The 12,715-nt window shown below is 70.9% G+C and carries 12 protein-coding genes and 1 tRNA gene; 10 read left to right on the top strand and 3 right to left on the bottom strand.

All coding sequences use genetic code 11. The features are described from left to right. Positions 1-2 precede the first annotated feature (2 nt). From JJ691_RS28605 to JJ691_RS28580, 6 genes are all read left to right on the top strand, one after another. Positions 3-647: a YdcF family protein gene (locus JJ691_RS28605; protein ID WP_211762709.1), complete on the top strand. Its 645-nt coding sequence runs from the start codon at positions 3-5 to the stop codon at positions 645-647. Beyond that, positions 644-1,900 (top strand): deoxyguanosinetriphosphate triphosphohydrolase, encoded by a 1,257-nt coding sequence (locus tag JJ691_RS28600; RefSeq protein ID WP_211762708.1) that lies wholly within the window; start codon positions 644-646, stop codon positions 1,898-1,900. Before JJ691_RS28605 ends, JJ691_RS28600 begins: the two co-directional genes overlap by 4 nt. A gap of 327 nt (positions 1,901-2,227) precedes the next feature. Further along, positions 2,228-3,463, top strand: a complete 1,236-nt coding sequence (locus JJ691_RS28595; protein WP_211762707.1) for a serpin family protein — start codon at positions 2,228-2,230, stop codon at positions 3,461-3,463. A gap of 116 nt (positions 3,464-3,579) precedes the next feature. Further along, entirely contained in the window at positions 3,580-5,484 is a 1,905-nt protein-coding gene (dnaG, locus tag JJ691_RS28590) for a DNA primase (protein ID WP_211762706.1), read from the top strand. Between the two features lie 26 nt (positions 5,485-5,510). After that, positions 5,511-5,975: a hypothetical protein gene (locus JJ691_RS28585; RefSeq protein WP_211762705.1), complete on the top strand. Its 465-nt coding sequence runs from the start codon at positions 5,511-5,513 to the stop codon at positions 5,973-5,975. Positions 5,976-6,128: 153 nt separating this feature from the next. After that, positions 6,129-6,896 (top strand): trans-aconitate 2-methyltransferase, encoded by a 768-nt coding sequence (locus tag JJ691_RS28580; protein ID WP_211762704.1) that lies wholly within the window; start codon positions 6,129-6,131, stop codon positions 6,894-6,896. Here JJ691_RS28580 and JJ691_RS28575 read toward each other — a convergent pair whose 3' ends face one another. Further along, positions 6,897-7,064 carry a hypothetical protein gene (locus JJ691_RS28575; RefSeq protein ID WP_211762703.1) on the bottom strand — a complete coding sequence of 56 codons (168 nt, stop codon included), beginning with the start codon at positions 7,062-7,064 and terminating at the stop codon, positions 6,897-6,899. A 144-nt stretch (positions 7,065-7,208) separates the two neighbouring features. Between JJ691_RS28575 and JJ691_RS28570 the strand changes: the two genes are divergently transcribed. Together JJ691_RS28570 and JJ691_RS28565 are read left to right on the top strand one after the other, a co-directional pair. After that, a tRNA-Asn gene (locus tag JJ691_RS28570) sits at positions 7,209-7,284 on the top strand. Positions 7,285-7,857: 573 nt separating this feature from the next. Further along, positions 7,858-8,367 (top strand): hypothetical protein, encoded by a 510-nt coding sequence (locus JJ691_RS28565; RefSeq protein WP_211762702.1) that lies wholly within the window; start codon positions 7,858-7,860, stop codon positions 8,365-8,367. On the opposite strand, the gene JJ691_RS28560 is transcribed toward JJ691_RS28565, so the two are convergent. Then, on the bottom strand, positions 8,304-8,993 hold the full coding sequence (locus JJ691_RS28560; protein ID WP_211762701.1) for a TetR/AcrR family transcriptional regulator: 690 nt from the start codon (positions 8,991-8,993) through the stop codon (positions 8,304-8,306). The genes JJ691_RS28565 and JJ691_RS28560 overlap by 64 nt on opposite strands. A 55-nt stretch (positions 8,994-9,048) precedes the next feature. Here JJ691_RS28560 and JJ691_RS28555 point away from each other — a divergent pair, with 55 nt between their 5' ends. Then, positions 9,049-10,311, top strand: coding sequence for an NADH:flavin oxidoreductase/NADH oxidase family protein (locus JJ691_RS28555; protein WP_211762700.1), 1,263 nt, complete (start codon positions 9,049-9,051; stop codon positions 10,309-10,311). Here JJ691_RS28555 and JJ691_RS28550 read toward each other — a convergent pair. Next, a complete protein-coding gene (locus JJ691_RS28550) occupies positions 10,305-11,198 on the bottom strand; it encodes an AraC family transcriptional regulator (protein WP_211762699.1) in 894 nt (297 codons plus the stop codon). The two genes, JJ691_RS28555 and JJ691_RS28550, sit on opposite strands and share 7 nt — an antisense overlap. A 73-nt stretch (positions 11,199-11,271) precedes the next feature. Between JJ691_RS28550 and JJ691_RS28545 the strand changes: the two genes are divergently transcribed. Beyond that, entirely contained in the window at positions 11,272-12,654 is a 1,383-nt protein-coding gene (locus JJ691_RS28545; RefSeq protein ID WP_211762698.1) for a dihydrolipoyl dehydrogenase family protein, read from the top strand. Positions 12,655-12,715: the final 61 nt, after the last annotated feature.

Raw genomic sequence — 12,715 nt, 5'->3', positions numbered from 1 at the left:
CGATGGGGCCCGTGACTGGGTCGACCGTGCGCCGGATGTTCCTGCGGGTCGTGCTGGGCGCGCTCTTGGTGGCCGGACTGGTGATCGGCGGCACCGCCGTGCGGGTCTGGCAGGTGGCGCGACTGGACGACCGCGCGCCGGTGGATGTGGCGATCGTGCTCGGCGCCGCGCAGTACGACGGCACGCCGTCGGACGCGCTCGAGGCCAGGCTGCAGCACGCGAAGACGCTGTACGACGACGGCGTGGTGAAGTACGTGCTCACCGTCGGCGGACGGCAGCCGGGCGACCACTACACCGAGGCCGAGTCTGGCCAGATGTGGTTGGCCGACAACGGGGTTCCGCAGGACCGGATTGTCTCGGTGGGCACCGGCAGCGACACGCTGGAGAGCCTGCGGGCGGTGGCCCCGGTGTACCGCAACCACGGCTGGACCTCCGCGGTGCTGGTGAGCGATCCGTGGCACTCGTTCCGGGCCCAGATCATGGCGCGGGACACCGGCATCGACGCCGGGGTGTCGCCCACGCACACCGGTCCGATGGTGCGCACCCGGGAGACCCAGTTCAGCCAGATCGTCCGGGAGACCGGGGCGCTGCTGTTCTATCGGCTGTCCAAGGCGCCCGCGGACGAGTTCGGGGCGAGCGCCAGTTGACCGGCGGCTACACCGGGCACGACACCGCGCGACTGCTGCCGGACACCCCGAAACGGGCGGCCCTTCCGGGATCGCTGGCCGAGCAGCGCAGCGCGTTCTCCCGGGACCGGGCCCGCGTGCTGCACTCGGCGGCGCTGCGCCGGCTGGCCGGCAAGACGCAGGTCGTCGGGCCGGGCGAGGGCGACGTGCCGCGGACGCGGCTGACGCACTCGCTGGAGGTCGCGCAGATCGGCCGAGGCATCGGCGCCGAGCTGGGCTGCGATCCGGACGTGGTGGACACGGCCGGGCTGGCCCACGACATCGGGCACCCGCCCTTCGGACACAACGGGGAGCGGGCGCTGCACGCGATCGCCGAGCCGTGCGGCGGCTTCGAGGGCAATGCGCAGACGCTGCGCATCCTGACCCGGCTGGAGCCGAAGGTGCTGGCCGACGGGCGTGGCTACGGGTTGAACCTGACCAGGGCGTCGCTGGACGCGGCCACCAAGTATCCGTGGCCACGGACCGCCGGCGTGGTCAAGTTCGGCGTGTACGGCGACGACCTGGCCGTCTTCGACTGGGTGCGGGAGGGCGCGCCGGAGCGTCGGCGTTGCCTTGAGGCACAGGTCATGGATTGGGCCGACGACGTCGCCTATTCGGTGCACGACGTCGAGGACGGCGTGCTGTCCGGACGCATCTCGCTCAGCGAGCTGGCCAGTCCGGTGGAGCGGGCCGCGGTGGCCGAACTGGCCGCCAAGCACTTCTCCGACGAGCCGGTCGGCGCGTTGGAGGCTGCCGCGACGGAGCTGTTGCGCCTGCCGGCCGTCGCCGAGCTGGCCGAGCACGACTACGACGGCTCGCTGGGCGCGCAGGTGGCGTTGAAGGTGCTGACCAGCGAGCTGGTCGGCCGGTTCGCCGCGGCTGCGATCACCGAGACGCGGCGGCTGCACGGCTATGGGCCGCTCAACCGGTACGCCGCCGACCTTGCCGTGCCGCCGCTGGTGGCGGCCGAGGTGGCGCTGCTCAAGGCCGTCGCGCTGCACTACGTGATGAGCGATCCGCATCGGTTGGCCTTGCAGCGGGTGCAGCGGCAGCAGCTCATCGAGCTGTCGGAGGTGCTGTCGGCGGGCGCGCCGGACGTGCTCGACCCGGCGTTCCGGCCGGCGTGGCTGGCGGCCGGCGACGACGCCGCCCGGCTGCGGGTGGTCGTCGATCAGTTGGCCTCGCTGACCGATGCTCAAGCAGTTGCCTGGTACGACCGGTTCTGCCTGGGGTGAACCGCCTGCCCGACGGGCATTTCCGATGGGACCCTCGGTCTCATGGGCATAGCTGGAGCAGTGCGACGGGGATTACGACGGGTGTTCCGCCGCCGGGTGCTGGTCGGCGGCCGTGGCCGGGGGGCGGGGGGCCAGCGGCGGGATGACGGTGGGGAGGGCGGCGGCTCGGCCGGCGTGCGTGAGCCGCGCGTGCCGCTGCCGAACGGGCCGCGCGGGGCCGGGGCACGTCCACTTCCGGAGGAATCTGCGGACGTCAAATTGCGCGACCCCCGGCGTTAGCGGCGGGTGGGTGGCAGACTCGGGACACCCCCCATCTCAGGAGGTGTCGTGGACCTGGCGTTCACCCTCGCCCTGCACCGCGCGGTCGATCCGGACCCGGACAACGACCTGTGCTGGTCGCCGTTCTCGGTGCTGAGCGCGCTTGGGCTGACCGCGGCGGGCGCCGAGGGCGCCAGCCGGGATGAGCTCGTCGGCGCGCTGCTCGGCGAGAGTCCGGCGGTGGTCGGGGGCAGCGGTGCGTTGGCGGGCGGCCTTGCGGGTGTGATCCCTGGGGACGGCCAGGCCGGCGCGGGGTTGGCGAGTGCCGGGACCGGTGACCGGGCGGACGAGGGCCGTGCTGGCTGGGATGGCCGGTTGACGGCGCAGGCGGCTCTGCTCGCGGCGGCCTCCGAGCTGGCCGACACCGGGCACGGCGAGGCGCCGGTGCTGGCGGTGTCCAACACGCTGTGGGCGGCGGAGGAGCTGCCGATCCGGCGGGAGTTCGCCAACGAGCTGGCGCGGTGGCCCAGCGGCGCGGTGAAGGGGGCGCCGTTCGGGGATGCCCCGGAGGACGCCCGGAAACTGATCAACACGGACGTGGCGGAAACGACCAGGGGACTGATCCCCGAGCTGATTCCGCCGGGCAGCATCCGGCCGACGACGGTGGCGGCGTTGGTGAACGCGCTGTACCTGAAGGTGGCGTGGCAGCATCGGTTCGCGGACAGCGGGACGACGCCGCGGCCGTTCCACGCGCCGACGGGCACGTACAAGCCGGCGACGATGCGGCAGACCGAACGTCTCGGCTATGCGCACCGGGACGGGTGGCAGATTGTGACGCTGCCGGCGGCCGGCGCGGTGGACGCGATGGTGCTGCTGCCGGACGAGCCGCTGACGGTGGCGGAGCCGGCGCTGGACGCCGGCAAGCTGCGGGAGCTGCTGGGCACGACGTCTTCCCAGCGGGTGCAGCTGACCATGCCGAAGATCAACGTCAGCACCCGGGCCAGCTTCAAGCATCCGCTGCTGGACCTGGGGGTGCGGACGCCGTTCGTGGCCGGACAGGCGGGGCTGACCCGGCTGTGCCCGGATCCGCGGCTGTACGTGGACGACGTGCTGCACGAGTCGGTGCTCAAGTTCGACGAGCAGGGCCTGGAGGGCGCCGCGGCGACGGCCGTCACGATGCGGATGATGTCCATGGCGGTGCCGTCGGACCCGGTCGTGGTGGACGTGGACCGGCCGTTCCTGGTGGTCGTGCTGCACCGGGAGACGGGTGTGCCCTACTTCGTCGCGAGGGTCGTGCACCCGTAGCCAGGTGGGTGAGCTCGTCCGCTCGGGCGGCCAGGGGCCGACACGGTGTTCCCGCGGCGCGGTCGACGGACATGCGCTGATCCTGTCGCGAGGGTGGCCGCCTACACTCGGATGTTGTGGCAGGACGCATCCGGGACAGTGACATCGCCGAGGTGCGCGACCGCAACCGGATCGACGAGGTGGTCGGCGAGTACGTCGCCCTGCGCAGGGCCGGCGGCGGCGCGCTGAAGGGGCTTTGCCCGTTCCACGACGAGAAGACCCCGTCGTTCAACGTCCGGTCGACGCACGGCACCTTCCACTGCTTCGGCTGTGGCGAGGGCGGGGACGTGATCGCCTTCGTGATGAAGATCGATCACCTCAGCTTCGTGGAGTCGGTGGAGCGGCTGGCCGAGCGGGTCGGCATCCAGCTGACCTACGAGGGCGGCGGCGCCAGCGTGCAGCGCGACCGCGGCACCCGTAGCCGGCTGCTGGACGCGCACCGTGCGGCGTCGGAGTTCTACATGGAGCAGCTGCGCACGCCGGACGCCCTCAAGGCCCGGGAGTACCTGGCGCAGCGGGACTTCGACGAGGCGACGGCGAGCACGTTCGGCTGCGGCTTCGCGCCGGCCGGCTGGGATCTGCTGACCAAGCACCTGCTGGGGCGCGGTTTCGAGCTGGAGGAGCTGTACAAGTCGGGGCTGTCCCGGGAGGGGCAGCGCGGCCCGATCGACCGGTTCCACCGGCGGCTGCTGTGGCCGCTGAAGGACCTCGGCGGCGACGTGGTCGGCTTCGGCGCGCGGCGGCTGTTCGACGACGACCGCATCGAGGCGAAGTACGTCAACACGGCGGAGACGCCGATCTTCAAGAAGTCGCAGGTGCTGTTCGGCATCGACCTGGCCAAGCGGGAGATCGCCCGGCGGCACCAGGTGGTGGTGGTCGAGGGCTACACCGACGTGATGGCCATGCACGCCGCGGGCGTGCCGACGGCCGTCGCGGCGTGCGGCACGGCGTTCGGCAGCGACCACATCTCCGTGCTGCGGCGGCTGTTGATGGACGACGACGCGTTCCGAGGCGAGGTCATCTTCACCTTCGACGGCGACGCGGCCGGGCAGAAGGCGGCGCTGAAGGCGTTCGAGGACGAGCAGAAGTTCGCGGCCCAGACCTTCGTCTGCATCGCGCCGGACGGCATGGACCCGTGTGAGTTGCGGCAGAGCAAGGGCGAGACGGCCGTGCGCGACCTGGTGGCGCGGCGGCAGCCGCTGTTCACGTTCGCCATCAAGGCCCTGATCGCCGAGCACGACCTGGACACCGCCGAGGGGCGGGTGGACGCGCTGCGCCGCGCGGTGCCGATGGTGGCGCAGATCAAGGACGTCTCGCTGCGTGACGAGTACGCGCGGCAGCTCGCCGGCTGGGTCGGTTGGGAGGACACCAACACGGTCGTGCGGCGGGTGCGGGAGTCCTCCGGCGGCGGTGGCGGTGAGCCCGCGCGGCGGGGCCGTCGGGTGCAGGCCGACCCGAGCCAGGGCGCCCTCGGACTGGACGTTTCGGGGCCGGCGCGGCCGCGTCGGGACGACCCCCTGCTGTGGGCGCAGCGTGAGGCGCTCAAGGTCGCTCTGCAGGCGCCGGCGCTGGCCGGGCCGTACTACGACTCGGTTCCCGAGGAGGCGTTTAGCGATCCCTCCTACCTTGAGGTGCACCGGGCGATCATCGCTGCGGGCGGGGCCTCCTGCGGCATCTCCGGGCCGGCATTCGTGGACGCCGTCAGTCAGCAGCTGCAGCATCAGAGCCTGCGGTCGCTGGTGACGGAGCTGGCGGTCGAGCGGGTGCAGATGAAGTCCGAACTGGACATCCGCTTCGTGCAGGTGATCGTGGCGCGGCTGCAGGAAACGTTGGTGGCCAAGCAAGTCGCCGACCTGAAGTCTCGGCTGCAGCGGCTGTCGCCGGTGACGCACGAGGCCGAGTACCGGGAGCTGTTCGGCGACCTGGTGGCGCTGGAGGAGTACAAGAAGGCGTTGCGCGAGCAGGGGATCGGTGGCTTTTGAGCTGGTTGCGCCGGCGGTTGACCGGGATGCCCGAGGGGTTCGCCGGTCCGCTCGCCGAGAACGAGAGCGTGGCGGCGAGCTGCACCTCCGGGGGTGAGCCGGTGGTGGCGACGTCGCTCGGGCTGTGGCTGCCGGGCGAGGAGCGGCTGGGCTGGCACCTGGTCAGCAAGGCCACCTGGGACGGCACCGCTCTGACCGTCATCGCCGCGGTGGAGAGCGGTAGCGCGGGGGCGGCGGTGCTGCTGACCGACCAGCCGCCGTGCCGGTATCCGCTGGAGCAGCCGGGCAAGCTGCCCGAGGCGGTGCAGCGGCGGGTCACGCAGTCGATCGTGGACCGGCACCGGCACGAGCTGCCGGGTGGCGGCGCGTGGTTCGTGCGGCGTCGGGTGCCCGGCCAGGACGGCACGATTCTCCAGGTCCGGGCCGATGCCGGCGTCGACCCGGCCGCGGTGGCGAAGCTCGCCGAGAAGGTGGCGGCCCGGCTGTCCTGAGGGGCGGCAAGGCGGTGGCGTGCCGGCCGGTTGTGGTGGCGTGATGGCCGCTGAGCTGGTGGGCGTTCGGCTGCACCATGGGGCATGGGGTCTGGCGGGGGACTCGTCTAGGCACTATAAAAGACGTACGTACGGTTTGTGTGGAGGTTGACGATGTGGGATCCCGCCAAGTACCTCGCGTTCGGCGATCACCGGGCGCGTCCGTTCCATGACCTGGTCGGCCGGGTGGCGGCTGAGAAGCCGCGCCGGGTGGTGGATCTCGGCTGCGGGCCGGGCAATCTGACCGCGACGCTGGGGCAGCGCTGGCCGGGGGCGGAGCTGGAGGCGTCGGACTCGTCGCCGGAGATGGTGGCGGCGGCGCGGGAGCGGGGAATCGACGCCGCGGTGGTCGATGTCAACGACTGGAAGCCGCAGCCCGACACCGATGTCGTGGTGACCAACGCCGTGCTCCAGTGGGTGCCGGGCCACGCGGCGCTGCTGAGCCGGTGGGCCCGCGAGCTGTCGGACGGCGCCTGGCTGGCGATGCAGGTGCCGGGCAACTTTTCGTCGCCGTCGCACACCACGATCCGCGAGGTCGCAGGCCGCCCGAGGTGGCAGCGTGAGCTGTCGGAGCTGTCGCTGCGCGAGCCGCTGGCGGTGCTCGACCCAGCCGGCTATGCGGATGTGCTTGTGGAGGCCGGCTGTGAGGTGGACGCCTGGGAGACGACCTACCTCCAGCGGCTGTCCGGACCCGACCCTGTCCTCGAATGGGTGACAGGCACCGCACTTCGCCCGATCAGGGCAGCCCTCGACGAGGGCGCGTGGCCGGAGTTCCGTGCGGAGCTGGCCGTCGAGCTGCGCAAGCAGTACCCGGCGCGGTCCGACGGCACCACCTGGTTCCCGTTCCGGCGAGTGTTCGCCGTGGCCCAGGTGCGACGTTGATCACGCCTCGGGACCGCCGAGCTTGGCTCTGACCACCCCCGCGACACCCTGCACCGCGGGGTGGTCCTTGAGTCGCCGGTAGGCTCGCACCAGCTCGTCGTACCGCTCTCGACCAGCGCGAGCGCCCAGCACGTAGCCCACCGCGACACCCAGCAGGAAAGTTTTCATGGTCGGGTCCTCCGCTTCGCCGCCCGCCGTCCTGACCCCTTGTGCGTACCCGCTGGAGGGGGGTGTGTGAAACCCCCTCGACGGCATGCGCTACAGTTATCACCAGTCGAGCGGGAGACCGCGAGACGAAGAACAACAGAACATTCCTCCATAGCTCAATTGGCAGAGCATGCGACTGTTAATCGCAGGGTTGCTGGTTCGAGTCCAGCTGGAGGAGCCAAAACCCCCGGGCCGATGGTCCGGGGGTTTTTGTTGTTACGGGTGCCGGCCGGTGCGAAAACGAATTCGCGGTGCGGCCGTGGAAGGCCCTGGCCGGGTGAGAACCGGGCCGTGTCGGACGGCGGGACCGACGTTGGCGCGGGAGAGAACGGGGCTTGGCGCGGGCCGCGTCGAGCGGGTCCGGTGGCGGTGCGTGCCGGGTCGGTGACGCGGCGGCAACCGGCGCTGAGCAGGGGTTCCCACCTTCGGGTTGAGCCAAGTAGACGTGTTCGCGCGGCAGGGCCGTGGGGCGTCATCCCAGCGTTTCAGTCCAGTGACCAGCCGGGATGCCCGGGCCGGGGGCCGGATGGGCAAGGCGTGTGACCGTCTGGGGTGACGTTCGGGTAGTCGGGCCCGCCAGCGCCGGTCAATGCCCCCCCGCACACTTTGAATCCGTTGCGGGGACGTCGATAGGTGATTGGGGCTCGACCGTGTCGGCCGGCCGGCGATCCGGGCGAACGGTCACGGAGGACGCGCACCTGCCGCGCGGAATCCGGCTGGGGAAAGGGGAACAGTCGGCCTGGGTTTGGACTCGTTGGCGGAATCGGTCCACCGGGTGATGCTCGCCGAGCCCGGCTGGGGGCCGGCCGGCCTCGCGGCGCATCTGGGCGTCACCGAGACCGAGATCCACCACGCCCTGGACACCCTGGTCGGCCTGGCCCTGATCCGGGAGTCGGTGGAGCACCCCGGCGCGCTGCGCCCGGTGGATCCGCAGTCGGCCCTGCAGTCACTTCTCCTGCGCCAGCAGCAGGACATCCAGCGGCAGCAGCAACAGATGCGCGAGAGCCGGCTGGCGTTCTCTCGGCTGGTGGCCGACGTCGCCAGACAGCAGCCGGACACGGGGTCGGACCTCGTGGAGACGGTCATCGGCCTGGACAAGGTGCACCAGCGGCCGGTGGACATGCACCACGGCCCCCCGACGGGTGGGTGCACCACGTCCGCTGAGCAGTCGACAACGCCGTCGCGGCCGGCCCGGATCTCTCACCGGGCCGCAGCGACGGCGTCGGCGGCTTGCGGCAGGCCCAGCAGGGCCAGGATCGCGTAGCTGATGTCCGGTTCGAGCGCGACCAAGCCGTCGGCCGGGTACAGCCGGAGATAGTCGGTGGCCAGGGTGTCGGCCGCGCCCATGGCGGCGGCGCAGGCGGTGGCCGGGATGGGGCGGTACTCGGGATGCCGACCGGGCAGGCTCGAATGCCAGATATGCAGCAGATCGGCGAGTTCCCGGCGACAGTCCAGCCGGCGCTCCCGGGCCTCCGGGCCGGCGCCGTATATCTCGACGAAAAAGGCCTTCGCGAACGCCGGCTCGTCGGCCACGGCCGACAGATAGGCCAGGTTCACGGCGCGCAGCTGCTCCACCGGATCGTCCAGCGGATGTTCGATGACCGCGAAGACAGCGGCCATCATCGCGTCCCGGCCCACCTGGTGAGCGGCCAGAAAACACTCCAGCTTGTCGGTGAAGTGCTGGTAGAAGGTCTTCCGGGAGACGCCGGCACGTTCGAGCACATCGGCCACGGTGGTCGTGGCGTAGCCGAGCTCGGCGGTCGCCACCATCACCCCGTACAGCAGGCGCTCGCGCTGCGACCCGCTCACCAGCTCACGGGCCAGGCCGTGCCGCCCCGCCGGCAGGCTCCACACGCTCGGCCGGAGCGGAGAGCTTGACTTCGCCTCCATGTTCAGAAACAGTACCGTTTATATCGGAAACTGTGGTGTTTATGGAGGTGTGCGGATGCCGGTCCAGGACGTCAACGCCACGCGCCGGCTCGCCGACGCCGTCACCCTGCCCTGCGGCCAGCTGCTGCCCAACCGGCTGGTCAAGTCGGCCATGAGCGAAGCTCTCGGCGGCCGCGACCACGGACCGTCCGAGCAGCTGGAACGGCTCTACCGGCGGTGGGGCGCGGGCGGCTACGGCCTGGTCGTCACCGGCAACGTGATGATCGACCGCCGGCAGCTGGGCGAACCGGGCAACGTGGTGATCGAGGACGACCGTCACCTGGACGGCCTGCGGCGCTGGGCTGGCGCCTATCGAGGCTCCCCGCTGTGGATGCAGCTCAACCACCCGGGTCGGCAGGCCAATCCGCTGGCCGGTCGCAGCCGGCCGGTGGCCCCCAGCGCCATCGCCTCCGGCATCCCTGGCATGGCCCGGCCGCGAGCCCTCGCCGAGAGCGAGATCCTGGCGATCGTCGACCGCTTCGGCACCGCCGCGGCCGTCGCCGAGGCGGCCGGCTTCGACGGCGTCCAGATCCACGGCGCGCACGGCTATCTCGTCACCCAGTTCCTCTCGCCGCGATCCAACCAGCGCACCGACGACTGGGGCGGTGATCCCGAACGCCGCCGTCGCTTCGTGCTCGAAGTCCTGCGCGCCATCCGCCGCCGGGTGTCGCCGGGCTTCGCGGTCGGTATCAAGCTCAACTCGGCCGACTTCCAGCGCGGCGGGTTCACCGAAGAGGAGTCGCGGGAGGTCGTCCGCGCTCTTGTCGCGGAGGGCATCGACCTGATCGAGATCAGCGGCGGCTCGTACGAGAAGCCGGTGATGATGGGCACCGTCCGCGAATCCACCGCAGCCCGCGAGGCCTACTTCCTCGACTACGCCCGAACTGTCATGGACTTGGCCGGTGATGTGCCCATCGCCGTCACCGGAGGCTTCCGGACCAGGCAGACGATGACGGCCGCCGTGGCCGCACGTGACTGCGACCTGGTCGGACTCGGCCGGCCGACGGTCGTCAACCCGGACGCGGCCGTCGAACTGCTCGACCGCGGCCGGGAACGCCTCGAAGCACCGCCGATCCAGTTCGGCGCCCGCTCGATCATGCGGCGCTTCGGAGAACTGTCCGCCCTCGACGGTGCCCTGAACCTCAACTGGCACACCGACCAGATGCATCGCATGGGTCGCGGACTGGAACCCGATCCGGCCCGCGGCTGGCGTCGGGCGGCCCTGGTCATGGTGGCCCGCAACGGATTCGGCGCGTTGCGACCCCGGCGAGGTCAGTGACGGAGCTGCTGGTCGCGGCGGAAGCGGGCCGGCGTGGTGCCGACCTCGGCCCGGAAGGCACGGGAGAACGCCGACTCGGACTGGTAGCCGACCTGAGCGGCGATCGTGGCCACGGTCGAGTCGCTGGTGTGCAACAGGTCGGCAGCGGCCATCACCCTGGCCCGGGCCAGGAAAGCGCCGACGGTCATGCCGGTCTGCTGCCCGAAGTGGCGCAGAAAAGTCGCCCGTGACATGACCGCCGCGCGGCTGAGCCGGTCGATGGACCAGTCAGCCCCGGGATCGGCCAACACTCCCTCAATCGTTGTGGCGATACGTGGGTCGGACGGCGCGGTCCACAGGGCAGCGGTCGCGGGGGAGGAGCGCAACACCATGGCCAGCAACACGGTGCACAACGCGGCCATGATCGCTGCGGTGCCGTCGCCCTCGCGTCTCGCCTCCCCACGCATCAAGGCGCTCAGCATCGGCAGCACTTCGCTCTGTCCAAACGAGACATGCACCGGACTGGGCAGGCTGCGGAACAGGACCGCGCCCGCGCCCGCATCGTACGAGTAGTGGCCGCAGAACAGATCGATGACCGGTTCGCCTTCGCTCCGCTTCGTCACGAAAGCGTTGCCAGGGATATCGACCGTCCCTTGTGGACGCCCCTGGCCGGGGGTGATCACCCGGTGTGGGACGCCGCTGGGGATCAGCACGACGTCCCCGGCCCGCAGGTCCAGCACCGTGCTGCCGAACTGCATCTGGCACTCGCCGTCGAGCAGGACGTGAAAGGCCGCCTCCAACTCGGGGGCGGCGGCCACGTTCATCCGGGTGGCCCCGCCCAGCAGGCAGCGCTCGTCGAGGCTGGCTCCGAGTCGGGCCATCCGCAACAGCCGGCTGATCGCATCCATGGTGAGACTCTCGGGCGGAAAAGTGAACCGAACGGGGCTGTTTGTATCAGTTGAAGCCTCGTACGTTCAAGGTATGACAACAACCGCACTCACCGCAGATGTCCTGGTCGTCGGCTTCGGCAAGGGCGGCAAGATCGCCGCGCACGCGCTCACCGACGCCGGCAAGAGGGTGATCCTGGTCGAGCGGTCGGCCGACATGTACGGCGGTACCTGCCCGAACGTCGGCTGCGTGCCGACCAAGATGCTCGTGCACTACTCGAACTCGCGGCGTGTCGAGGACGATGCCCAGGAGTTCTTCGCCAACTCCATCGAGGGCGTCCGGGCCCTGACCGCCACCTTCCGGGCCGGCAACTTCGCCTCCCTGGACGGCAAGGACACCGCCACCGTCATCACCGGCACAGCCGTCTTCGTGGACCCGCACACCGTGTCAGTCGGCGAGGGCGAGGACCGCATCACCGTGACCGCGCCGACGATCCTGATCAGTACAGGCGCCGAGCCGGTCATCCCGGCGATTCCGGGCCTGGCCGACAGCACGAACCTGGTCAGCAGCACCGAACTCATCCAGGCCGGCGACCTGCCGGAGAGCCTGGTGGTCATCGGCGGCGGCTACCTCGGGCTGGAGTTCGCCTCCATCTACCGGCACTTCGGCACGAATGTCACGGTCATCGAGGCCGCCGACCGGCTGCTGCCCCGGGAGGACGAGGACGTGGCCGAGGTGGCGACCGAGATCCTGGCCGGCGACGGCATCGGGATCGTCACCGGCGCGCGGGTGACCGAGGTGCGGGACAACGGGAACACCTCGACCGTGGTGTACACAAAGGACGGACAGCGGCACACCGTCGAGGCCTCCGCCCTGCTGCCGGCGACCGGTCGTCGTCCCGTCACCGCTGACCTCGGGCTCGACGCCGCCGGCGTGCAGACCGCGCCCAACGGCGCCATCGTGGTCGACGAGTTCCTGCGCAGCAGCCAGCCGCACATCTTCGCCCTCGGCGACGTCAACGGCGGCCCGCAGTTCACCTACATCGCCCTCGACGACTCCCGGATCGTCGTGGACCAGTTGCTGGGCCAGGGCAAGCGCACCACCACCGACCGCGTCGCCGTGCCGCACACGCTGTTCATGACGCCGCCGCTGGCCACCGTCGGCCTGACCGAGCACGAGGCCCGGGCCCGTGGGGTGAACATCAAGGTGGCACGGGAAAAGGTCGCCGACATCACCGCCATGCCCCGCGCCTACACCGTCGAGGAGACCCGTGGCGTGATGAAGTTCGTCATCGACGCCGACACCGACCTGATCCTCGGCGCCGCCCTGCTCAGCATCGACGCCCAGGAGATCATCAACACCGTGGCCCTGGCCATGCGGCACAACATCACCGCCACCGAGCTGCGCACCTCGATCTACACCCACCCCAGCTCGACCGAGGCGTTCAACGAGGTGCTGGGGAAGATCGTCTCCTGAGCGGGACCAGCGAAGGTGGTCACCATCAGGCGGGTCACCGAGGGGACAGCAGCGCCTCGCC

Source organism: Kutzneria sp. CA-103260, assembly GCF_018263855.1.
GTDB lineage: Bacteria > Actinomycetota > Actinomycetes > Mycobacteriales > Pseudonocardiaceae > Kutzneria.
The sequence above is the reverse complement of the archived record's forward strand: the minus strand, read 5'-3'. Positions and strand labels throughout refer to the sequence as shown.